The following is a 23,213-nucleotide window of genomic DNA, read 5'->3' as shown; positions in this document are numbered from 1 at the left end:
CTGCTGCAGTGCTTGCTTATTATGAATTAAACCATTATTTTACAAATGTCGTTCGTGAATTCAACCGGATCTTGAAGCGGCAGTCCTTCGATAAGGAGGGCTTGATTGTACAAGAGCGCTGTGTACAGGTTCAATTTCTCTTTATCTTTTTCAAAGGCATCCTTCAAGGAAGCGAAAACGTCATGATTCACGTTGATTTCCAATACTTTCTCTGCCTTAACGTTTGGGTTGTTTGGCATAGCGTTCAAGATTTTCTCCATCTCGATGGTGACATCGCCATCTGTGGATAAGCATACCGGGTGCTTTCTCAGACGCTTGGAAGCTTTAACACTCGTCACTTTGCCTGCCAATAGGCCATTCATGTAGTCGAATAGATCTTGATTTTCCTTTTTATCTGCTTCGGAATCGGTTTGGTTATCCTCGACATCAATACCTAAATCTCCGCTCGATACAGATCTGAATTCCTTCTCTTTGTAGGACATAATCATCTTGATTGCGAACTCATCAATATCGTCAGTGAAGTAAAGAATCTCGTAACCTTTATCTGTCACAAGCTCCGTTTGCGGAAGCTTATCGATTCTTTCCATCGACTCACCAGATGCATAGTAAATGTACTTCTGGTCTTCAGGCATTCTTGAAACGTACTCGTCCAATGTGACGAGCTTTTTCTCCTTGGAGGAGGAGAACATCAATAGATCCTGCAGAAGCTCTTTATGCGTGCCGTAGTCGCTGTAAACACCGAATTTCAGCTGTCTGCCGAAGGACTTGTAGAATTGCTCGTATTTCTCTCTCTCGTCCTTCAGGAGGCTTTGCAGTTGGCCTTTGATTTTGCTAGAAATGTTTTTGGCAATTAATTTGAGCTGACGATCGTGCTGCAGCATCTCACGGGAGATGTTCAGTGATAAGCTCTCGGAATCAACCATCCCTTTAACGAAGCTGAAGTAGTCAGGAAGCAAGTCTGCGCATTTATTCATAATGAGAACGCCGTTCGCGTAAAGCTCTAAGCCTTTCTCATACTCTTTGGAATAATAGTCATAAGGCATATTTTCAGGGATAAACAGGATTGCTTGGTAGACTACCGCGCCATCTGCACTCACATGAATATGCTTCAGCGGCTTGTCGAAGCCGTAGTGCTTCTCATGGTAGAACTTCTCGTAATCCTCTGGCGTGAGCTCGCTTTTATTCTTGCGCCAGATCGGCACCATGCTGTTCACGTGCTGCTCTTCTTGATAGTCCTCGTATTCGCTCTCGCTGCCTTCTTGCAGGCGTCTGCTGGTAATATCCATTTTGATCGGGTAACGGATGAAGTCGGAGTACTTCTTGATGATCGATTTCAGGCGATACTCGTCCAAGTATTCGTCGTAGTTATCATCTTCGGTATTCGCTTTGATCGAAAGAACAATCTCCGTTCCAATTGAATCCTTCTCTGCTGGGGCAATCGTGTACCCGTCTGCGCCATCGGATTCCCACTTGTAAGCTGTGTCGCTGCCAAGTGCTTTACTTGTTACAGTGATGTGGTCAGCGACCATGAACGCGGAATAGAAGCCTACCCCGAACTGACCGATGATGTTGTGGCCATCTTTAGCCTCATTCTCTTTCTTAAAAGCAAGAGATCCACTCTTCGCGATAATTCCTAAGTTGTTCTCAAGCTCATCTTTCGTCATCCCGATACCTGTATCGCGGATCGTTAAGACACGGTTTTCTTTATCAGCAGTAATTTTGATGAAGTAGCTATCTTTGTCAAAAACGAGCGAGTCGTCTGTTAGCGCCTTGTAGTAAATTTTGTCAATCGCATCGCTGGAGTTGGAGATAAGCTCTCTAAGAAAGATCTCTCGTTGAGTGTAAATCGAGTTGATCATCATTTCCAACAGACGCTTGGATTCGGCCTGAAACTGTTTCTTTTCCACGGATAGATCTCCTTTCGATATGTAGCTGGTTTTTAGAAATTAGCACTCGCACGCTGTGAGTGCTATACACTAACTTTATATCATCCCTGAAATTTAATGTCAATTGGAAAGGGGAGAATTTAGGTGGTTTGCGTGCGTGCTGAGGAGAGAGTGGGGCGAGGAGGTGCGGATGAGGGGGAAATGTGGGGAGGAGGTGTGAAGTGTCGTTAGGCGCCACATGTTCTCATGACGCCGAACACCTCCAAAATTGCAAAAGAGCAATTTTGGAAGGGGGTTCTAATCATGTATTAAAAATTGATGCAAAAAGGCATCAGTTTGGGGCATTTCGAGGAGATTTACTAGAAAATCGATGAAAAAGATGCCTATTTGCACGCATTTTCCATTAATGAGGCTAAATGAGTAGAAAAAGTTGCCTATTTGCATTTTTGGGAGAGGAAGCAGTCTACCACTAACTACTTTTCACCTAACCAACCTTCCATTTCCGCCTCCATCACCATCCTAGTCACACACAAGCTACTTACAAGCTACTCAGAAGCCACCACTAACTATCTACTCAGAACCAATTCACCCACCACCTACATCACTCACCAACTAACTACTCAGCACCTACCTAAGCGACTCCACACCACATTCTAACTAGCTACTTACTACTACCTGTCTAGCCCTCCCATGCATCCACCAACCCAACCACCATCACCACATGCGAATATGCTCCCTCTTCACAAGCTCATACCTAAGAACATGCTTCCCTTCAGCACCGGTGTGCGGGATAAACCAGCCTTTGTCGCAGAGTGCCTGCAGTACTCGAACGGTTGAACGGTAGTTGATATCAAGATGTGTTCTTACATCTATGGGGCGGAGAGGTTGAGCGAGCGTGTAAGCTAGCCGCACGATTTCCCGTTCCATCACATTGCTCAGACTGACAGGGGAAGTGATCACCTGGAATCGACTAATCAACATGCGAAGCAATGTGATACATAGCTCAGGGCGATGCGCGACATCGTCGTAAGAAAAAGAAATCACCTGATACCCCATCGCAGCTAAAAAGGTTTCGCGGTTCAGCTCATTGCAGTATTTTTGCCTGTCCATATCACGCACGTGAGGACCGAAGCCTTTGATTTCGATGATCAATTTCACGAACTTCGTCAGCCAAACGAAATCACAGAAATACGATAATCCCCGCCAATCCAGAACTTGGAATTCGGGATGCATATCGTCGAAATTACCTCGCAGTTCCCACCAGATATTTTGGCAAAATAGCTTCTCCGCCTCCCGATGCCCGCGCTCCAAGCGGCCTCTGCGTTCTCCGGATCTAAGCTCCAGATGGTTTTGAATCCATTCCTCATGCATGTTCTCGAAATTCATATCGTCTTCCCCTCCTTTTAAAATAAAAAAACGCCCCTGCTCCATTCACAAGAAATGGACAGGGACGTTCTTCGTCTCTTGTAAATAATTATAAGGGAAATGCCTCCATTTAACTAGGGAATATTTCCACTTTTTTATAAATAGAATGCGTGTTGATGCTGCTGGAGGTGAGTGGCGGGATGAGTCAGTTGGAGTAGATAACACGGTCAAAATTGCAAAAGTGCAACTTTGGAATGGGTTTTCACTTGTTTATTGAAAACTGATGTAAAAAGGCATCAATTTGGAGCAATTTTAATAAATTATCCTTAATTTTGATAAAAAAGGATGCCAATTTGCACGCATTTTCCAGTTTTGAGCATAAATGAGGGTAAGAGGTTGCCTTTTTACATTTTCGAGAGAAATCAGCGCCAACTCTTCACGCGTACGGTTGAGAGGTTGTGGATACTAGGGAACATTTTCGACATTTCTCCAGCTTTTATGATAGAATGTGACATATTGGAGGGATGTCACATGGATATTAGACGAATATTAGGTCTTCCTGAATTGTTGGATGTTAAAAAAGTCGTATGCGTTCAACCTCACCCTGATGACAATGAAGTTGGGGCTGCAGGCACGTTGTACGAACTTGCACAGCGCGGTTGTGAAATCGTTTACATTACGGTAACCGATGGGAGAGGCAGCGGATCAACTGGCGAAGTGGAGCCAGAAGCGATCGCGTCTATTCGCCGTGCAGAGCGCATGGCGGCTGGGGACATTTTAGGCGTGTCCAAGCAAATAGCACTTGATTTTCCAGACATGGGCAGCTATACCGAAGAGGAATTGCTGGCCAAACTCATTCCGATTATCCGCGAGGAAAAGCCGGACTTATTGATGACGGTCGATCCGTGGATGCCGTATGAGGCTCATCCGGATCATATCAAAACAGGCAAAGCAGTCGCTTCAGCGATGCTTTTTTCATCGAATGAAATCATATTCCCTGGCTCGAAGCCGCATGAAGTGCCGCAAATTGCCTTTTACGCAACTTCGCATCCGAATACGTTCATTGATGTTTCGGCCCATTGGGAAACGAAAATTGCGTCCATCTTGGCCCATAAGAGTCAATTTGATAACGCGAATTGGCCATTGGTTAAAGGATATTTTGACTATCAAGGTGTTCAATTGTACGGCAAGCTGAAGAATGATCCAGAAGCAAGAGGTTTTGCAGAAGCTTTTAAATTACTGACCTCGCATCAGCTTCATTTCTTCCCATCCGCACTATACAGCTAACAGCTACCTATGACTAAGGAGGCAAGTCCAATGATTTCACTATCCAAAAAACTCGCTTACAGCTCGAATCAAATTGGACTTAGCGTCTTGTGGCAGGCTTTTAGTGCCATTGCCGTTTTTTATTATGTGACTGTATTGAATGTTTCCGGTACGTCGATTTCCATTGGGATGATCATTTATGGTTTCCTGAATGCGATATTTAATTTAGTTGCAGGTTACGTGAGTGACCGTACGAAAACGCGCTTCGGCCGACGAATTCCGTACATCTTGTTTGGGAGTTTGCCGTTTGGTGTTCTTTTCTTTTTCCTGTTCAATCCGCCTGCGGGCAGCACGACGATGCTGTTAATCTACTTTTTCACGTTAACGTTCTTTTTTGATTTGATCTATTCGTTCATCGGACTGAACACAGGGGCGTTATTCCCCGAAATGTATCAGACCAAAAAAGACCGCTATCAAGTGTCCGCTTTCCAGCAAATGTTCAGCATTATCGGGATGATCATCGGGATCGCGCTGGCGAAGTCATTAGGACTTTCCTTAGGTTGGGGGCTAATGGCTGGGATTTTTTCGATTATTGCGATTATTTCCTTGTATGTGTCCCTTTACGGATCCTTCGAGAACCCGGCTGCTAGTAAGTCAGAGCCCCTTCATTTTAAAGAAGCAACGGTTCAGACGTTTAAAAATAAGCTGTTTAATTCCTACGTCGTAGCGAATTTATTGATTCAATTGACGACGACGATGTTCGTTTCGTTAACGGCTTTTTATACCAAATATGTCGTACAGTTAGATGGTACACAGAACTCACTTTTCCTAGGCGCCGTATTTATCGTAGCCATCCCGATGTCATTCATTTGGGCGAAAAGCGGTGCGCGCTTATCGACCGTTCGGGTCGCGATGATCTCATCAGCGTTATACGCGATCATCTCGCTAGGATTCCTTTTTGCCGATTCACCTACCATGGTTATAATTATTGGCGCCTTTTTGGGGATTCCGGTTTCTGGCTTCATGCTTTCCTTGCATGTACTGCTTTCCGATGTCGTTGATTTCGATGCTCAGCAAACGGGCCGTCGTCGTGAGGGGATGTACTATGGTGTGAATGGTTTTATTATCCGAATCGGGATGTCCATTCAATATGGGATTATGGGTATTTTCTTTGCGACAAGCGGCTATGATGCGGATAAGGAAGTTCAGGTTGCAAGTGCCATTCAAGGATTCCGATTCCTCATTGGCGGCCTGCCGGTTCTGATTTTAGTCATCGCGTACATTTGTCTCAAAAAATATCAGTCCTCCGAGAAAAAACTTAGAGGCGCGAACAGTTAGGAGGAACCCAGAGGGATATGAAGCATGTGCCGATTTGGGGAGGCTCCAGCTCAGAAGGGGATGCGCATCTGCCTGTGACCTATGATATTGCCAACGATCAGTTGATGGGGCAATTCGATGGTGTAGGCGGTATTAGTAAATATTCTGTAGCAGGTAAATGGAAAATTGTGAAAGAAGGCTCTTGGTATGCGGGTTGGACGATTAATGGTCAGCCTATGCCGCTTTCTTTAACAAAGCAAGTCGTGTGTATCGGTAAAAAGCAGCAAATCTCATACGAAGCTCATGCGGATACCCGTATGCGTGTGGAACTGTTTAGTCATCCGAGTGAGAATGCTCTTTTTGTTAGTTATGATGTTCAAAATGAAGGCTCTGAAGCGGCGCGGCTGGACTTGCATGTCGGTTTTGAAGTGGATATGATCTCGTATCATATGGAAAAAATGAGGCAATTCGGTGAGACGAAGCAGGTTGGGTCGGCTTTCCGTGCCATGGATCAGTCCTACTATGAGTTTCAACTGGCTGAGGATTTTATTGTTCATTTAGCTAGTAGTGAAGCGACTTCCTTCGTGCTAAATGAGGAAAATCGATTGAATTTGCATCATGAGATCACGATCCAGCCGGGAGAATCACGGCAAATCGTCTGGATGCTTAGCGCGGCTAGTGTTGGGTACAATCGCGCTGCGGCAGAAGCCGATTTGGCGAGATGGAAAGTGTATTCAGGAGAAGTAGATCAGGCCAATGTTTGGTTGATGGACACCTTTCACTCCGAAGATGGCGAGCTGAATGCCTTATATGGCTATAGCTTAAATGCATCTATTTCCTCTTATAAGCATCTGGGTGAGGGCTTTACGGGGTATTTTGCTGGAATCGACTATCAAAGTCCGCCGCGGACCTACTTCCGTGATGGGTATTGGACATTGCTTCCGAGTTTACCATACCATCCGGAGCGTGTGAGAGGACAAATCTTGACCTTGGCGCAAGGGATTGGGGCTGATGGTGAGTGCCCAAGCGCTGTCATTTATCATCAAATGAGCGGGAGGTATGAGCCGTTTTGGCCAGACCATTTTGACTCGCCATCCTTCTTCGTAATGATGATTCACGATTATCTAGCTTGGACGCATGACTTCGAGCTTTTGGATGAAAGCGTGAATGGCAGAACCGTCAAGACGCACATGGAAAATAGCATCGGCTATTTGCTTCGCCATTCGGAAGATCAGGCGGGCTCGTCGCTGACGAAGAAGCCGGATAATCGTCGGGACTGGGTAGACAACGTGTATCGCGAGGGCGATGTGTTGTATGATTCAGCACTGTATTGTCGTGCTTTGTATGCGTCGGAGAAGATTTTTCGGTCTCTTGGCGATATGTCAAAAGCTGCGCACTATGGCAGTTTGTATCGTGGTGCGAAAGAGAGTTTACAGAAGTTGATCCGTGAGCATGGCTATTTTAACTATAAAAATAGTAATGGCTTCGTCGAACCGAATATGTCGATCGAGCTGAGCTTGTTGATCGTTTTCGATTTGTTGGAAGCGGCAGATAGGGCGGAGCTGCTTGAGCGGATGACCGCACAGCTGGAAACACGAAATAATGCAGAGCAGCAGTATGGTGACTGGGGCGTTATGACGGTGTTCCCGTTCTATCGCCAAGTGCATCATCAGGTGGAGAAAAGCATGGCCGCTTACCGATATCACAATGGCGGTGATTGGCCGTATTGGGATGGCGTCTATGCGTTAGCCAAGCTAATGAACGGGGATGCGGAGTGGCGCTATCCGTTAACGCGCTGGTTCCAAGTCGCCATGGACAATGGCTGGCTGACTCCCGTCGAGTATTACGGACCGACGTATGGCAAAGGCTCCAACCTGCAAGGCTGGAGCTCCATGCCTGCCGCGGCGATGCTCATGGGAGGCGTCGGGCTGCTTCCTAGCCTGGAAGCAGAGAAGGTTCAGCTGAAGATTCCCCCTTGGGGGAACTTCACGATGAAGCATCTCCGCTTCCGCGGCGGTGTGTACCACATCGCCTACCAGGATGGGCGATGGACGATTGAGTCGGAGGATGGGCGTGCGCATCCGTTTGTGGTGGGATAGGGAGCCTGATGCAGGCTCCGGCCGCAACTTAAGCTCCAGCCCGGCTTCCAGCACCTTACTGGAAAATATCCATTAATTTCGCCGAGTATCCAGCTTTTCGTGGATTAGCTGGAAAAAATGCAGCTATTTCGGCTGGTTATGAGCGTTCTGCTGCAAATCGCTGTAATTAGCTGTAGGAAATCCAGTTATTGCTTTAAACCAGCTGATTTTGGCTGATTTAGCTGTAGAAAATCCATCTATTTACAGATGACCCTGTGCTGACAGATTCAACAGGCTCCATCCAGAAAAAAAGCAGTGATCACACATTCGTGTATCACTGCTTTTTTCAATTCTCTTATCTTCCCGAAGCATCCCGAATATCTTTGCTCTCCATAATAGGCTTCGAAAATCCGTTCCGAGCAACCGAAATCATCGCCCGACCAATCTGCTCGGAACTAAGGACGGAGTTCGGAAACATTTTATGTAACAGAGGGAAAATCGGGCTCAAAATGACAATAAAGGTCTGGTATAGCTTAGTTTTGGATTTGACCCCGTTCTTAGGCAAAATAGCGCCCGGCCTGAACATATAGGCTGACTTGAAAGACAGCTTAAGGAGAGCATTCTCCGTTTTGCCTTTTACACGTGCCCACATGCTGCTGCCTTGCTCAGTGCTATCGGTACTAGCGCCTGTCACATAGATGAAGGTCATCTGGGGTTGGATTTTGACTAGGGTGGTGGCGATGTTCATGGTCAGATCATAGGTGATCGCGTGATATTTTTCCTCGCTCATGCCTACAGATGAAACGCCAAGGCAGAAGAAGCAGGCATCAATGCGAGAAATTTCATCCGTTAATGAGGATAAATCCGTGATGTCCTTGAGGACATGCTCACGGAACTTCGGCGCTGACTGATGTGTTGCACTGCGACCGATGGATACAACGTTGGTAACTTGTGGATCGAGCAGACATTCACGCAGGACGCTTTGTCCTACCATCCCCGTTGCTCCGAAAATGAGAACATTCATTATTGGGTGCCACCTTTCACATATACATTAGGAGAGCTTGTCTGTCATAGGGCCATTCATAGGCGGTGCAGCTTGCGATAGGAGGACGGTGTCATTTTCATGCGCTTTTTGAATACGCGGCTCAAATAAAACTCATTCTCAAATCCGCACTGACCAGCAATCTGCACGAGCGTCATCTCGCTGTCCAGCAGCAGCTTTTGTACCTTTTGAATGCGAAGCGAGGTTAAATAGTCGATGGGCAGGATGCCGGTCTTTTTTTTGAATCTGCGGGTGAATTGCACCTGTGTCAAACCCAGTTCACTAGCAATATCTTTCAGGATGCAGGTGGAAGCCGCTTGTGTCTGCAAGCGTTGTGCAGCCTCTTCGATGAGGGCATCCTTACTATTCGTGTCACCAGATGTCCAAGGAGAAGCCGATGCTGGGCTTGCCGAATACCCCTCCTCAACAACCTGCATCCAGAGGTCAGTGAGCACATGTTGACGTAGAGATGCGGCTACAGGGCCTTCATGTTGAAACCATTTTTTCAAGTAGGCATAGTTGGAGGACAGCCGATGGAGATCGTGAATGGTGCTTTTTCCGGATGGCATTATGTTTGCGGTAGACAACGGACGCCCTGCCTCATCTGCCCAATCCAGCAGCATAATATGAAAGGATAAGGGCTGAAGGACTTCCCTGCGAAAAATAACCCCTGGCGGACATAGGATAAGATCACCGAAGACGGCTGTCCCCTGGTGCTCTTGAATCTGGTAGGTAAAGCTCCCATTTTCCACAGCAAAAAGCACCCAAAATTCATTCGCATCCTCGTGAAGTTGAAAGGCGACCTTCTCCTTCCAGTACATATGGCTGAGCAGTTTGGGTTGAGCAGGTGCCGCATCATAGGAATGCATAGGCATGGCCATCCTCTCTCAGTATTCTCCTTTTATCATAAAGGAAAGGCCGCATAGAAGATAGCTTAAGTATGAAATTTTGTATAAGTTCTTGTTAATAGCGTGCATGGCTTAAAGCGCTGCCAATCTTTTAAAATAAGGATAAAGACAGATTTCATGGAGGTTATCCGATGAGAGACGAAGTGGTAAAAAGAGATATTACGGTCATTGGCGGCGGACTTTCTGGCGTGTGTGCAGCGATTGCTGCTGCGCGACTAGGTCAATCAGTGGCTCTGATTCAAAATAGACCCGTACTTGGCGGGAATTCATCCAGTGAGGTTCGCGTGTGGGTTTGCGGGGCAACTTCACATGGAATTAATCGCTATGCGCGAGAAACAGGGATCATGGGCGAGTTGTTCGTGGAGAATCAGTATCAGAATCCGGATGGGAATCCGTATATTTGGGATCTCGTTGTGCTGGAGGCGGTTCGAGCAGAAGCGAATATTGAGCTTTTTCTTAACACGGACGTGCATGAAGTGGAAGCGGATGGGGATGAGAGCAATCGCGTCATTCGCTCTGTGACAGGATGGATGATGGGGTCTGAGCGACGGATTCGGTTCGAGAGCGAAGTATATCTGGATTGTACGGGGGACGGCCTTATTGGCTTCTTGGCAGGGGCAAAATATCGAATCGGTCGCGAGGCACGTGAAGAGTTTCAGGAGGAGTGGGCGCCGGAGATCGCAGATGACATCACGCTTGGCAGTACGATTTTATTTTATACGAAAGATGTCGGTCGCCCCGTTAAATATCACCCGCCGAGCTTCGCGAAAGATATTACAACAACATCTATTCCGATCAAAAGGGTAATCCGAAGCGGCGATTCAGGCTGCCATTATTGGTGGATCGAGTGGGGCGGTGAGCTGGATACCGTCCATGAGAACGAGCGCATTCGGGACGAATTGTGGTCGGTTATTTATGGGATATGGGATTATATCAAAAATTCAGGACAATTCGATTCGGCGAACATGACGCTGGAATGGGTAGGGTCACTGCCAGGTAAAAGAGAGTACCGCCGTTTCATCGGTGACTATATCCTGAACCAGAATGACATTCTGGCTCAGACGAGATTCGAGGATACGATTGCCTTCGGTGGATGGTCGATTGATTTGCACCCGCCGCAGGGGATGTATTCGACGGAGAGTGGATCGAAGCATCTGCATGCGGATGGCATTTATCATATTCCGTTTCGCAGCTTGTACTCAGTCAACGTGTCCAACATGCTGATGGCTGGGCGAAATATTAGCGCTTCGCATGTAGCGTTTGGAACGACGCGGGTCATGGCGACCTGCGCGGTTATTGGGGAGGCTGCAGGAACCGGTGCGGCGCTCTGTGTTCAAAAGCAAGTGACCCCGCGTGAGCTGGCTCAGCAGCATGGCAAGGAGCTGCAGCAGGTGCTGCTCAGACAGGATGCATCCTTGATTGGTGTGCGCAATGAGGATGAGCAGGATCTGGGTCGGTTGGCTCGGGTCGAAGCGTCGACGACGTTATCGAGGCTCAGTGTGTCACGTGCTGTGGAGCCTAGGCGTTTGAGCAGCGATGTGGCTGTGCTGTTCCCCGTTGCGCCGCAGCTGGATGGCTTTGAGCTGCTTGTTGATGTGAGCGAGGCAACGACGATTGCCGTTGAGCTCTGGGACACAGGCAGAGCGGAGAACTATGTGCCGAAGCGATTCATAGCGGAGGCTTGTGTGCAAGCTGAAGCTGGCGAGCGGCAATGGGTTAGCTTCCCGCTGAGCTGGCAGCCTGACGTGGAGCAAAATGCTTTCGTCATCGTGAAAGCGAATGAGCACGTGGTTGTATACCACTCGGATCAGCAGCACACGGGTGCTATTGCTTTTGTAAGGGGCGCGAAGCCGATTGTGGATCCGAAGCTGGAGAATCATCAGCCAGATCAGCCCGTTGTGCAGTGGAGCATGAAGAATGGCGTAGATCGCAAGCCAATCTGCTTCCGGCTTGCTTCGGAGACGCGAGCTTTTGCTGCGGAGAACGTGCAGGACGGTTATCTGCGGCCTTATGGGGCGCCGCATCAGTGGATGTCCGAGCCGATGGTGATCGGGAAAGAGGAGTGGCTGGAGCTCAATTGGGATAAAGATTATCTTCTGCGATATATACAAGTGACTTTTAATGATAATGTGCACGAGGATTTAATTAATCTGCACGCGTTTAGAACAAGTGATGAAGTTAGACCAGAGTTGGTGAAGGACTACCGCTTGGAAGCTTGGGTAGATGGTACGTGGAAGCTGCTGCAGCGTGTGACGAACAATCGGAAGCGTACTAGGAGGCTCCAGGTCAAGGAGGGGGTTTCAACGGATCGGCTGCGACTTGTGGTGGAAGCGACGAACGGTTGTGCTTGTACGGAAGTGGTGGAGGTGCGGGTTTATGGCTAGACTTAACTCGATTTTTTCGAGTTACGCAGCGTCAACCGCCTTGTCCATCATGCGTAACTCGATTTTTTCGAGTTACGCAGCACCAATCGCTTTGTCCGCCACGCGTAACTCGATTTTATCGAGTTACGCAACGCCAATTGCCTTGTCCGCCACGCGTAACTCGATTTTTTCGAGTTACGCAGTGCCAATCGCCTTGTCCATCATCCGTAACTCGATTTTTTCGAGTTACGCAACGCCAACTGCCTTGTCCACAACGAGTAACTCGATTTTTCCATGTGTAGGGTACCATCCAATATCCCTTATGCAGGTCTAGGTAATGAACCCTGTTACAGTCTCATATATCTTGTAGAATAAGCAATATTCTAATGAGAGGAGACTTCGCGATGGATACTCCGAGACGGAATCAGGGCGGGTATGGAAATGTGCCGCAGCCCATTCGCAACGATGGCGCTGGCGGGATGGATACGGGGCCACGGGATATTATGCGGGATATGGAAAACCCAGACATGTTAGTTCCACCTACAACGGACTCTGGCTTGCTTCCGAATTTGAAATTTTCGTTTTCAGACACTTCCATGAAGTTAAATTACGGGGGATGGTCTCGGGAAATTACCGCGAGAGAATTGCCGATTGCGACCACGCTGGCAGGGGTAAATATGAGCTTGACGCCTGGCGGTGTTCGTGAATTGCATTGGCATCAACAAGCGGAATGGTCCTATATGATTTTAGGTCGAGCACGGATTACCTCGATTGACCAAAATGGTCGAAATTTTATCGCGGATATCGGTCCAGGTGATCTGTGGTACTTTCCTCCAGGACTCCCGCACTCGATTCAGGGCTTGGAACATTGCGAGTTTTTGCTTGTTTTTGATGATGGCAACTTTTCGGATCTGAACACGCTTTCCATCTCTGATTGGTTTTCAAGAACGCCTAAGGACGTATTGTCGGCTAATTTTGGCGTGCCTATTAGTGTTTTTAACCAAATTCCGTCCGAGCAGGTTTATATTTATCAAGACAAGGTACCCGGTCCGCTAGAAAGTCAGAAGGTGCAATCCCCGTACGGAACCATTCCTCAAAGCTTCAAGCATGAGCTGTTAGCGCAAACACCGATTAAAACGCCTGGCGGCAGCGTGCGAATCGTGGATTCTACGAATTTTCCGATTTCCAAAAATATTGCAGCAGCGCTAGTTGAAATTGAACCTGGAGCTATGCGTGAACTGCATTGGCATCCGAATAACGATGAGTGGCAATATTACCTCACGGGGCAGGGACGTATGACGGTTTTTGCTGGGAATGGCAATGCACGGACATTCGATTACCGCGCCGGCGATGTCGGATATGTGCCGTTTGCTACGGGTCACTACGTTCAGAACACGGGGACTCAAACATTGTGGTTTTTGGAAATTTTTAAAAGTGACCGATTTGAGGATGTGTCGTTAAATCAATGGATGGCGCTTACCCCTCGCGATCTTGTAGGTACAAATTTGCATGTTGGACCTGAAGTATTGGATGCGCTGCGTAAAGAAAAGTGGCCAGTCGTGAGATATCCGGGATTTTCCTACTATCCGAAATAAGAATGAAGAAGGCTATCCCTAGTAGATGATCTACAGGAGATAGCCTTTTCGCATGCAGTCTAGTCCTTAATTCACCACAACCTCATCATAACTCGCCGTCTGCTTATACGTGCGGAAACCAATCTTGCCACTAGTAAATGAACTGTCCGTCAAAGAGACGAGCTGTGTTCCGTTCACAAATCCGGTCAGTGTGCTACCGGACATAACCAGCTTCAGCGTATACCAGGTGTTCGTATTCACCGTCAGCGGCACCTCTTGCAGCAGAGTGAAGGTTCCCCCTGATTTCTTATATAGCTGAGCGGATCCAGCGGTAATTAAGCGGAATAAGTAATAGTTATTGTCATCGACATAACGGCCTATGATCCCGCTGGCATTAAAGGAGAGCGCGTCATACATTTTGAGCTTAGCCTGAATGGAATAATTGCTCCAGTTCGGGTTACCAGTAATGGTTACGGCCTCACCGGATGTTGACGTTTGTTTGAAGACTTGGGTTCCATCCGTAACCACGCTCCAAACCCCTGTGGAAGGGACCCAGGAATAGGCATCGCCGTCTTCGTATGAATCGCTGTAAGGCAAGCTCTGCACGACGGAAACATTATCAATACTCGCAGTCTGATTGTAAGCGCGGAAGCCAATTTTGCCAGCGGAGATCGTGCTGTCGGTTGCAGATACCTTCAACACGCCGCCAACATAGCCGGATATTGAAGTACCGTCCATGACGAGCTTAAGCGTATAAGCGGTATTGGTACTCACGGTCATCGACACTTCCTGTAGAAGTGTAAAGGTTCCGCCAGATTTCTTATACAGCTGAGCTTTCCCAGACGTAGTCAACCTGAACAGGTAGTAGTTGTTATTGTCCACATACCGCCCGACTAGACCAGAGGCATTGTTGGCGATCGCGTCATACAATTTCACAGTCGCCTCATAACTATAGTTGCTCCAAGCAGAGGTATCGCCAGCTAAAGACAGAGCTTCTCCTGAGGTCGAGGTTTGTTTGTAAACCTTGCTGCCATCGGTGACGACATTCCATGTGCCATTAACGGGTGCCCAGCCTGTGGAGGTCCCATCTTCAAAGGTAAAACTAAATGGATTCGCTGGACCAGGTTCAGGCGCTGATGCGGAGTAAGTTTCATTGGTTAAGACGTACTTATTTTGCTTTAAGATCCATTTCGTTAAATAATCGCGACCTGCGAATTGTGCCACCCATTCTTCTCTTCCCGCATAGGTGTCTTCCGACGTGGCTTCATAGGTGTGTCCATCTGTATGGCCCGTACGATTCTGCATATCCAGCACCATTTGGGCATGGTAGGGTTCCCAGTAGTTGCCCTTTTGGCTGGCTAAGGTATCAAAGCCAAACGCAGAGGCCGCAGCATCCATATAGGCAAAATGCATCCGACGCTTCGTTCCCCAGTCATTCCCCTGTGGATAGTAGGCATTTGCACTGCCATCGATATAAATCGTGCCGCCAGGCACAGCATAAGGTGGATTGGCAAAATTGAGATCAACCAGCGAATCATACACAATATCCGCATTAAAGAGCGCAGCTTCCGGTGTATGTTTACCTGCTAGTGTGTATAAAAGAGGGGCATTCAGCAGTTGAGTGATGGAATTCATATAATCGGGATGAATGATACTGTGGTTGACAACGGTACCATCTTCGTTTGCATTGGAGCCGTTTAACCAAGCTGCTACGGTTTTGCCATGAAGGACGCGTGTACTTGTCGTATCGGATGGGCGTGAGTAAGCGGAGATCATGAGTTCAATGTTCTTGTTCATCCAGAGGCTCCAATTCGGGTGATCGGGCATCATGGCGGTTGCAAGTTGGAGCAGGGAGGAGTTCCAAGCATTTTCTTCAGCTTTAGTATCGCCAGCGGAGATGATAGTGCCGGCATTATTGCGATAATAAGGGACTGTATAACTGTTAAAACGGTTCGCTTCATACTCGACCATTTTGCGGACATACTCACGATTGGTCACGGAGAGGTCATCCCAAAGCAGATAACCTGCTGTCCCAGCGAGATAAGCCCAGAAGGCCGTCTGCCAACCATTGCCCCAGCCAGAAGTAGTATTAGCCCTGTGTTGATAGGCCAGCGATGCGGTCAGCTTGGTTGCGATGGCCATCGCATTCGCCTGTGTAACGCCGGTTGCTGCCGAATCGTAGGCGCCTGTTTTGAGGGAGATCGCAAGCGCTAAGGCTTCACTGGCGGGTGGCCTGATGTTTGGTTCATCGACGCCACCAAAGGTGAGGTAAGTGCCGGTTTGTGCGGCAAAGCCTTTGTTCGTCCACCATGTGCTAAGCGCGTATTTATTCGTGTTCAGTAGAATGTCTAATACCCGTAAGGAATTGGCATCTGTGGGGTTGCCTTCTGTGAACGAGCTCCATGCAATGGGGACTACCGCTGTGCTGGACGCTTCCGCACGACCTGTAGGAAAGGCGCCTAGCACAAGCAGGGTAGAGAAGAGAAGCAATATCCATTTTTTTCGCAAGGCACGCATTGTGAAGCCTCCTTTGTGTGAAGGCTAGCCTTTCAATCCAGAGCTTGCAATCCCCTCTACGAACCATTTTTGACAGACAACAACGACAATGAGAAGAGGAACAAGCCCAGAGACAGAAGCCGCCATGGTGAGGACATAATTCGTTCCAAACTCTTCAACATAACTCGTTAAGCCAAGTGGAATGGTAAACAGTTTTTTCTCGCGCAGCATGATGAGCGGGTTTTCGTATTCGTTCCAATGCCAGGTAAAAGAGAGAATCAAAAGTGTGACAATCGCAGGCTTGGTCAGCGGCAAACATATTTGCCAAAACGTCCGCCAGTAGCCGGCACCGTCAACGCGCCCTGCTTCCAATAGCTCATTAGGAAGGGAGCTGAAAAACTGGCGCATCAAGAAGGTGCCGAATACCGTAAATAAGCCTGGTAAAATAATGGAAGCGTGTGTATTGATCAGCTGCAGCTGATCGAACAAGATGAAGCGGGGAACAAGCAGCACTTGACCCGGAATCATCATCGTTGACAAGTAGAGAAGGAACAGGAAGTTACGTCCTCTAAAGCGTATTTTAGCAAAAGCGTAGCCAGCCATGGCGCTTGTGAGCAGGTTGCCAAAGACCGTGATCCCCGTAATTTTGATCGAGTTCCAATAGAACAGATAGAACGGGTCTGTGCCGGCCCATACCTTTTTATAATTCTCAAAATGCCACGTATTCGGGATCCATTCAATCGGATATTTGAACACCTCGCCATTAATTTTAAAGGAGGTGGAGATCATCCAAATAAAGGGCAGAATCATGAGAATAGAAATGGCCGCCAAGATGATGGTTAGCAGCACTTTAAGCCACAAGCTACCCTTGCTCGTTTTGGCAATTGAAGTTTTGCATGTATTTTCAATAGGTACAATAGTTTCCATGAGGGGAGGCTCCTTTGCTATTAAAAATGCTGCTGCCAACGTTTTTGGCTCTGCCATTGAATGATGGTGACAATAAAGATGATGGCGAATAGAATCCAAGAAACGGTAGCTGCATAGCCCATTTTGTAGAATCGGAAAGCAAGTAAATAAATGTGGTAGGATAACACCATCGTCGAATCAATAGGTCCGCCTTGCGTCATAATGTTGACAGGTCCGAACACCTGGAATGACCCGATAATGAGTGTAATGGCAACAAGAAAGGTTGTTGGTGTAAGCATAGGAATGGTAATTTGGAAAAACTGACGCATTTTCGATGCCCCGTCAATATCGGAGGCTTCATATAGATCCTTTGAAATCCCTTGCAGACCAGCCAAGTAAATGACCATGGAGTAACCAATCGTTACCCATACCTGCATAATAATGATCGCAAATAAAGCGGAATTGGGACTAGAGAGCCAGCCCGGTGGATGCTCGAAGCCGATCGCCTTGAGAAACTGGTTGATCGGACCATCTGAGGCACGGTACATGATGCTCCAGATGACGGATACAGCCACGAGAGAGGAGACGTAAGGTAGAAAAATCAACGTACGCAGTGTTTGTTTGAAAAACACATACTTATTTAGAATAACAGCTAACAAGAGTCCGATGATGATGGAAGCGGGTACGCTGACGAGTGTGAAAATCATATTGTTTTTCAGCGCCTTCACAAATTTTGGATCACTGCCCAGCGCTTTGAAATTATCGAGGCCGACCCATTCAATGCCTGCGAACCCTTTGAGGTATTCCCAATCAACGAAGACTAAGTAAAGGCTGAATAAGATGGGAAGCAATATGAAGATCAAGTATCCAGAGAAATTAGGCAAAATGAACAGGTAGCCTGCAAGGTTCTCCCTGAATTTCGCGTTATGCCAGAAATGTCGTTTCATTCGTAAGACACCCTTTCGAATTCATGTGTTAGGCTAACTTTACCAAGATCAGGAGTGAATTCACATAGCGTGAAGTTGACCTTTTCTGTAGTTTGATTGAAAAAACCTCCAGCTAGAATTTCTGCTGGAGGTTTCGATAAGCCTGTTACTTTTTAGCGCCTTTGATCGTCGTATCGGCACGCGTTTTCATCGTTTCCAAAGCTTTGTCAATCGGTTGAGCGCCAAGTAGATATTTTTCCATCTCATCTTTAAAGATGGCGCGCAGCTCTGTTGGAACCGGTACGTTGTAGGATGTAGGGAATGTATAATTGCCAGCTAAAAGCGCCTTCAAGGAAGCTTCATCGATCAGATCTTTCGCATCGCCAATGAGGATGGAAGCGATTTTAGCAGGATCTGCCTTTTTGCTAGTTGGAATACGTCCGCCTGGCACCATCGCCATATTACCTTCTTGTAAATACCAGGAGATAAATTTGAACGCTGTTTCTTTGTTTTTACTGTTTTTATTAATGGACATATAGTCGCCCATACCGCCGCCTGGATTAATATTGCCGCCAGCTGTGTACTGTGGATAAGGAGCAAACGCAACTTTGAAATCATGCGGGAAGCTCTTGATGTCCTTGATATAACGGATGATGTAAATTTGGGAAGCCATCATAGCTGCTTTACCTGTCAAAAGCTCATTCTGCACAGTAATTTTACCAGCAACAGCTTCGGAATATTTCATCATAATGCCTTTGTCTTCCAGGCTCTTCTGCATTTCCAAGCCTTTCTTCATAGCTGGGTTGTTGAAGTTGGATGTGCCGTCAGCTGCGATTACCCAGTCTTGTGGTTTGGCTGTTTGGAGAACTGTATCCCCAAACCAACCCAAAGCTGGATCCAGCATGGTCCCCTTCATAGCCCCTTTGTTCAGCTTGGTGGCCATTGCACTGAAATCGTCCCATGTCCACGCTGTAGGCAGCTTCTCGCCGGCTCCTTCTAAAGCTTTCATATTGAAAAGCACTGCGCCTAAGTTTTTATTTGCTGGGAGATAATAATATTTGCCGTCTGCAAATTTCTTAATGTTAGCGGCTCCGATGATACCTTCGACGTCAAAGCCCGCTTTGGCAATCAGATCATCTAAAGGTTCCGCCATGCCAGCAGCTTGTCGTTTCGTCATGTACGCATCGCCGTAGTTCATATAAATATCTGGTGCATCTGTATTGGAGAGAAGGGCTGTTTCCAGCTTCAAGTTACCCGGATCGTCATTCACATAACGCGTATATTCAACTTTAATGTTAGGATTGGCTTTGTTCCATGCATCTACTGCATCTTGCGGCCCGCTTTCTGGTGGGACACCGCCCCAAAATTTAAGTGTAACTGGTTTCTGCTCAGGAGTGGGTGTAGGTGTAGCCGCTGCTGTAGTTGCAGCAGGTGCGACAGACGCAGCTGCGGATGGTGAAGCCTCAGGTGCTTTGGAGCAGCCTGTTACGAGAACGCTTACAGCAAGTGCGAGCGATGCTCCCATGCCAAGTACTTTTTTCATTTGTTCATCCCCTTTTCTTTTGGTAGTTAAATCGTAATGCAATTTTTCCCAAAAAGACACGGAGTATTCTTTACGAAGTAAGCATTATTCTACGATGTTCGATGACCAAAGATGAGCTTGCGGAACTCGGTCGGGTACATGCCTTCCATTTGCTTGAAGCTGCGGCTGAAATGATTGGGATCTGCATATCCGATAAGCTCCGATATTTCGAATATTTTATAATCCGGATTCTTAAGCAGCTCGCGTGCATTTTTCATGCGAACATTCGTCATGTAATCGGTAATCGTCTTGCCTGTTTCTTTTTTGAATAGGATACTCAGATAATTCTCCGTGTAGCCGACGGTGCTGGCTAGATCAGCTACTTTCAGAGGTAAATTGTACTTCTCCATAATTTGCTTGATCACCATCTGAATCTCAGGGCGAAGCTTTTCTTTCCCATGCTCTCGCTTGTATGCCAAGAAGACGGGCAGCCAGCCAATGAACCAAGTGGATAAATGCTGCAAGGTTTCGGCGTTTCGTATGACATGGTACGGATACTGCTGATCGTGTAAGGTAACGGAGTAAATATCGCCGCCTTCGGCCTTCAAACAGCGAGCAAAAATATGAAGCAAACTAAGCCACTGCTCCCGCAAGATGGCAGGCGGGATATTCTTATGGCGGCAAATTTCTTCCGTCCAAGTAAGAATTTTTTCTCGCAACCCAACTTCGTCGCCTTCCTCAATGCGTTTGATCCATTCTTCTTCATTCCATGGCTCCGAGAGGGTATGTGCTGAAATAGGTAATTGATCATAGTAAACGATAGAGGCGCTGCCGTAATAAAAGCGGTAGCTTAACGCATGTTCAGCCTTCTCGTAGGCTTGATGCAAGGCCAACGTGTCCTCGTAGGTGGGCGATGCACCGATTGCGAGCGAAATTTTCAGGAAAGCTTGGACTGCGCTTTGCATTTCCAGCATCATATTGGCGTTCAATTGACCTGTCAGCACGCAAAACTTCCCAGCCGCAATCTCAACTAGCTCCCCATTGCCATACTTTTTCAGAATCTCATTGAGGACATTTTTCACTGTATAGGTTAAGAGACGATCGCTTTGAAAACGATTGTTCTGCGTTAACTCCTCGTACGCTTCGATTTGAATTACAGCAGCGGATAAGGGCTCAGGGAAGGGCTCCAAGTGAAACTCCCGCCATGCCTGTTCGATTTCCTTTCGTGGAACATGACTTAAAAGGAGCTCGCGCAGCCGCTTTTCCTTCACCTCATTGCTATATTGATTTACCTTCTGTTCCAGCTGGGTTCTTGCGTGCTGGCCTTGCTTTTCAATATTCAGTTGATCCCTGATGGCACGCAGCTTCTCCATGAGCTCAGATGGGTTGATTTCAAGTTTCGTGACATATTCAATGGCGCCTAGCCGGAGAGCTTGCTGTACATAATTGAAGTCGTGATGATTGGATAAAATGAGACATTTGATCGTCGGCCAGCGTTCACGAATCTGTTTCAGTAATTCAAGGCCGTCCATCTCCGGCATACGAATGTCGGTGAGCACGACGTCACAAGCTTGTGACTCTAATATTTTCAGCGCTTCCAACCCATTCGCTGCTTCGCCAATGACTTGGAATTCCTCGTTATCTCTGGGAATGATCGTTTTTAGGCCAATACGTACAAGAATTTCATCATCCACGATCAAAATTCTCAGCATCTGTATTCCTCCTTTTCAAAGGCAGCACCAGTTGTAGTCGGACGCCTTCGCCCTCCACACTCGAAATTTGCATGCCATACTGCATGCCGAAGTGAAGCTTAATGCGTTCATTCACATTTCGTATGCCTATGCCACTAAACTTAACATGAGGCTGATTCAAGGACGAGTGCACTTGTTGAATCATCTCGATGCTCATGCCAACCCCGTTATCCTGCATCACAATATGCAGATTCCCACCCACTTCTTCTGCTTGGAGCTCAATGAGCAGGGGGAATCGATTGCCATGAATAATGCTGTTCTCGACGGCAGGCTGCAGTGTGAATTTTAACACTTCACAGTCGAGTAATTTTTCTGGAATGTTAGATGTAAATGTAATTTGATCATGATAACGTATTTCCTGCAGTGATAAGTACACTTGTAAATAGTCCAGTTCTTCTTGTAACGTGACGAATTCTTGTTCATTTCGCATCGTAAAATTAAGCAGCTTGCCAAGCTTTGTAATCATTTCACTAATATGATCAGCACCCGAGAGCAGTGCCATCCATTTAATAGAATTGAGTGTATTTAGTAGAAAATGCGGATTAATTTGCGCTTGCAGCGCTTGGAATTGGGCTTTCTGTTTGCGACGCTGCTCATCATATAAATCGGAGATCAGATCCTGCAGGTGCAGCACCATGCGATTGAAGTTATTGCCGAGCATGGCAATCTCGTCTTCTCCTTTTACCGTGACTAGTGTATTGAATTCCCCTTTTCCAACCTTCGTCATGGATTTCGCCAGCTGTTTGAAAGGGCTCGTCACACGAAGCATGAGAACAATGAACGCAATGGCAAAAAGCAGGAACCAGGCGACAACCCAAGTGATCGATTTATCTTTTTCCCGACTGAGCTGTGTGGCAAAATCTTTCTGATTCATGAATTGCACAAGCCGCCAACCGAGCTGCGGGACATAAGCCTCATTTAAAAAATAAGTTTGGTCATTGACTTTGACTTCCTGAATGCCATTTACATTGGAACGAACGTTAAGAAGTGCTTGGCTTGCTATTAGCTCTGCCCCAGCACGATCACCCAGTAAGAGCTTCTGGTCTTGATCGACAAGAACAGAGGTGATGCCTGAAGATTGCTGTTTGCGAAGCTCGGCGTTCGGATAGAAGAACACGGAGATCGGTACGCTGATAAAAAAAACACCGTAATTACTGGTGTACTCCCCATTTATTTGTCTCGTCATGACAATCAGATTCTGATTGTTGGTATTGTTGGTTGAAGGGAGTGAGTAGGGAACCGTCCAGTAAGGAAATCCATTCCGTTGAAGGGTGGGTTCATACCAGCTTTCCTTACGGAAAGACTCAACTGGTGTTGGCGTTACGGCTGACCAAGTCGTATGGGTAAAGCCCCGATTGTCATACAAACCAATCTGAGTTGCGCTGTCGAGCAGGAGATCCTTGACGTTGGACATTTTCTTTTGCAAGCTCGTGAGTCGAAGGAAGGAAGTGTAGTTATTGGACCAATCCGCAGGCTCTTTCAAAAATTTCTCCGTCTCCGGATCATTGATAATTAGACTCGAAGCAGTAATCATACGGACGGCCATATCATTCATGGCAGTGGCTTTCTGGGATACAGCAGCTTGATTGGATTGGTTGAGCTGAACTTGCACAATATCTTCAGAAGACTTATAGAATCGGTATAGGATAATAACCACAGGGAGAATGATCAGGAAAAATAGGGAGATCAGAATTTTGCCGCGTAATGTCTTGATTGGACTGCGCAGTATCTTCATAGAGGTCACACCATGCCCTCATTGTCTAGGATTATGAATCTCTTCTATCATACAACGATTGAATCTGATCCTGCTAGA

The 23,213-nt window shown here is 47.0% G+C and carries 16 protein-coding genes; 6 read left to right on the top strand and 10 right to left on the bottom strand.

Annotated features, from left to right (window positions below; translation table 11 throughout):
* Window positions 1–26: 26 nt before the first annotated feature.
* Both htpG and AC58UX_RS07530 read right to left on the bottom strand, forming a co-directional pair.
* Entirely contained in the window at window positions 27–1,907 is a 1,881-nt protein-coding gene (htpG, locus tag AC58UX_RS07535) for a molecular chaperone HtpG (RefSeq protein ID WP_497251049.1), read from the bottom strand.
* 693 nt (window positions 1,908–2,600) lie between these two features.
* On the bottom strand, window positions 2,601–3,272 hold the full coding sequence (locus tag AC58UX_RS07530) for a DUF559 domain-containing protein (protein ID WP_497251047.1): 672 nt from the start codon (window positions 3,270–3,272) through the stop codon (window positions 2,601–2,603).
* Window positions 3,273–3,782: 510 nt separating this feature from the next.
* Between AC58UX_RS07530 and AC58UX_RS07525 the strand changes: the two genes are divergently transcribed.
* The 3 genes from AC58UX_RS07525 to AC58UX_RS07515 are packed head-to-tail and all read left to right on the top strand — an operon-like array spanning window position 3,783 to window position 7,933.
* On the top strand, window positions 3,783–4,538 hold the full coding sequence (locus AC58UX_RS07525) for a PIG-L deacetylase family protein (protein ID WP_497251045.1): 756 nt from the start codon (window positions 3,783–3,785) through the stop codon (window positions 4,536–4,538).
* A 30-nt stretch (window positions 4,539–4,568) separates the two neighbouring features.
* Window positions 4,569–5,855, top strand: a complete 1,287-nt coding sequence (locus tag AC58UX_RS07520; RefSeq protein ID WP_497251043.1) for an MFS transporter — start codon at window positions 4,569–4,571, stop codon at window positions 5,853–5,855.
* 17 nt (window positions 5,856–5,872) lie between these two features.
* Window positions 5,873–7,933, top strand: a complete 2,061-nt coding sequence (locus AC58UX_RS07515; protein ID WP_497251041.1) for an amylo-alpha-1,6-glucosidase — start codon at window positions 5,873–5,875, stop codon at window positions 7,931–7,933.
* Window positions 7,934–8,267: 334 nt separating this feature from the next.
* Here AC58UX_RS07515 and AC58UX_RS07510 read toward each other — a convergent pair whose 3' ends face one another.
* Both AC58UX_RS07510 and AC58UX_RS07505 read right to left on the bottom strand, forming a co-directional pair.
* Window positions 8,268–8,936 (bottom strand): NAD-dependent epimerase/dehydratase family protein, encoded by a 669-nt coding sequence (locus tag AC58UX_RS07510; RefSeq protein WP_497251039.1) that lies wholly within the window; start codon window positions 8,934–8,936, stop codon window positions 8,268–8,270.
* A gap of 56 nt (window positions 8,937–8,992) precedes the next feature.
* Complete coding sequence (locus AC58UX_RS07505) at window positions 8,993–9,823, bottom strand: AraC family transcriptional regulator (RefSeq protein WP_497251037.1); 831 nt, start codon at window positions 9,821–9,823, stop codon at window positions 8,993–8,995.
* A 170-nt stretch (window positions 9,824–9,993) separates the two neighbouring features.
* Here AC58UX_RS07505 and AC58UX_RS07500 point away from each other — a divergent pair, with 170 nt between their 5' ends.
* The 3 genes from AC58UX_RS07500 (at window position 9,994) to AC58UX_RS07490 (ending at window position 13,820) form a co-directional block, all read left to right on the top strand.
* The gene (locus AC58UX_RS07500; protein ID WP_497251035.1) at window positions 9,994–12,246 is read left to right on the top strand and encodes an FAD-dependent oxidoreductase; all 2,253 of its coding nucleotides are present in this window, start codon (window positions 9,994–9,996) and stop codon (window positions 12,244–12,246) included.
* Window positions 12,239–12,559, top strand: a complete 321-nt coding sequence (locus AC58UX_RS07495) for a hypothetical protein (protein ID WP_497251033.1) — start codon at window positions 12,239–12,241, stop codon at window positions 12,557–12,559. The genes AC58UX_RS07500 and AC58UX_RS07495 overlap by 8 nt, the downstream gene beginning before the upstream one ends.
* A 70-nt stretch (window positions 12,560–12,629) precedes the next feature.
* Entirely contained in the window at window positions 12,630–13,820 is a 1,191-nt protein-coding gene (locus AC58UX_RS07490; RefSeq protein ID WP_497251031.1) for an oxalate decarboxylase family bicupin, read from the top strand.
* Between the two features lie 66 nt (window positions 13,821–13,886).
* Here AC58UX_RS07490 and AC58UX_RS07485 read toward each other — a convergent pair whose 3' ends face one another.
* The 6 genes from AC58UX_RS07485 to AC58UX_RS07460 all read right to left on the bottom strand — a co-directional run bounded on the left by AC58UX_RS07485 (window position 13,887) and on the right by AC58UX_RS07460 (window position 23,135).
* The gene (locus tag AC58UX_RS07485; RefSeq protein ID WP_497251029.1) at window positions 13,887–16,316 is read right to left on the bottom strand and encodes a 3-keto-alpha-glucoside-1,2-lyase-like domain-containing protein; all 2,430 of its coding nucleotides are present in this window, start codon (window positions 16,314–16,316) and stop codon (window positions 13,887–13,889) included.
* A 24-nt stretch (window positions 16,317–16,340) separates the two neighbouring features.
* Complete coding sequence (locus AC58UX_RS07480; protein WP_497251027.1) at window positions 16,341–17,222, bottom strand: carbohydrate ABC transporter permease; 882 nt, start codon at window positions 17,220–17,222, stop codon at window positions 16,341–16,343.
* A gap of 20 nt (window positions 17,223–17,242) precedes the next feature.
* A complete protein-coding gene (locus AC58UX_RS07475; RefSeq protein ID WP_497251025.1) occupies window positions 17,243–18,148 on the bottom strand; it encodes a carbohydrate ABC transporter permease in 906 nt (301 codons plus the stop codon).
* A 145-nt stretch (window positions 18,149–18,293) separates the two neighbouring features.
* Window positions 18,294–19,670: an ABC transporter substrate-binding protein gene (locus tag AC58UX_RS07470; RefSeq protein ID WP_497251023.1), complete on the bottom strand. Its 1,377-nt coding sequence runs from the start codon at window positions 19,668–19,670 to the stop codon at window positions 18,294–18,296.
* 89 nt (window positions 19,671–19,759) lie between these two features.
* The gene (locus tag AC58UX_RS07465; RefSeq protein WP_497251021.1) at window positions 19,760–21,361 is read right to left on the bottom strand and encodes a response regulator; all 1,602 of its coding nucleotides are present in this window, start codon (window positions 21,359–21,361) and stop codon (window positions 19,760–19,762) included.
* Window positions 21,336–23,135, bottom strand: a complete 1,800-nt coding sequence (locus AC58UX_RS07460) for a cache domain-containing sensor histidine kinase (RefSeq protein ID WP_497251019.1) — start codon at window positions 23,133–23,135, stop codon at window positions 21,336–21,338. Before AC58UX_RS07460 ends, AC58UX_RS07465 begins: the two co-directional genes overlap by 26 nt.
* Between the last annotated feature and the right edge of the window lie 78 nt (window positions 23,136–23,213).

This window comes from Paenibacillus sp. J22P90 (assembly GCF_059692195.1).
This window is presented reverse-complemented; position numbering and strand designations above follow the sequence as displayed.

Excerpts from the sequence above, each read along its gene's own strand:
- AC58UX_RS07530 (WP_497251047.1), bottom strand. The coding sequence starts at position 3,272 with ATGAATTTCGAGAACATGCATGAGGAATGGATTCAAAACCATCTGGAG.
- AC58UX_RS07525 (WP_497251045.1), top strand. The coding sequence starts at position 3,783 with ATGGATATTAGACGAATATTAGGTCTTCCTGAATTGTTGGATGTTAAA.
- AC58UX_RS07520 (WP_497251043.1), top strand. The coding sequence starts at position 4,569 with ATGATTTCACTATCCAAAAAACTCGCTTACAGCTCGAATCAAATTGGA.
- AC58UX_RS07515 (WP_497251041.1), top strand. The coding sequence starts at position 5,873 with ATGAAGCATGTGCCGATTTGGGGAGGCTCCAGCTCAGAAGGGGATGCG.
- AC58UX_RS07510 (WP_497251039.1), bottom strand. The coding sequence starts at position 8,936 with ATGAATGTTCTCATTTTCGGAGCAACGGGGATGGTAGGACAAAGCGTC.
- AC58UX_RS07505 (WP_497251037.1), bottom strand. The coding sequence starts at position 9,823 with ATGCATTCCTATGATGCGGCACCTGCTCAACCCAAACTGCTCAGCCAT.
- AC58UX_RS07500 (WP_497251035.1), top strand. The coding sequence starts at position 9,994 with ATGAGAGACGAAGTGGTAAAAAGAGATATTACGGTCATTGGCGGCGGA.
- AC58UX_RS07495 (WP_497251033.1), top strand. The coding sequence starts at position 12,239 with ATGGCTAGACTTAACTCGATTTTTTCGAGTTACGCAGCGTCAACCGCC.
- AC58UX_RS07490 (WP_497251031.1), top strand. The coding sequence starts at position 12,630 with ATGGATACTCCGAGACGGAATCAGGGCGGGTATGGAAATGTGCCGCAG.
- AC58UX_RS07485 (WP_497251029.1), bottom strand. The coding sequence starts at position 16,316 with ATGCGTGCCTTGCGAAAAAAATGGATATTGCTTCTCTTCTCTACCCTG.
- AC58UX_RS07480 (WP_497251027.1), bottom strand. The coding sequence starts at position 17,222 with ATGGAAACTATTGTACCTATTGAAAATACATGCAAAACTTCAATTGCC.
- AC58UX_RS07475 (WP_497251025.1), bottom strand. The coding sequence starts at position 18,148 with ATGAAACGACATTTCTGGCATAACGCGAAATTCAGGGAGAACCTTGCA.
- AC58UX_RS07470 (WP_497251023.1), bottom strand. The coding sequence starts at position 19,670 with ATGAAAAAAGTACTTGGCATGGGAGCATCGCTCGCACTTGCTGTAAGC.
- AC58UX_RS07465 (WP_497251021.1), bottom strand. The coding sequence starts at position 21,361 with ATGCTGAGAATTTTGATCGTGGATGATGAAATTCTTGTACGTATTGGC.
- AC58UX_RS07460 (WP_497251019.1), bottom strand. The coding sequence starts at position 23,135 with ATGAAGATACTGCGCAGTCCAATCAAGACATTACGCGGCAAAATTCTG.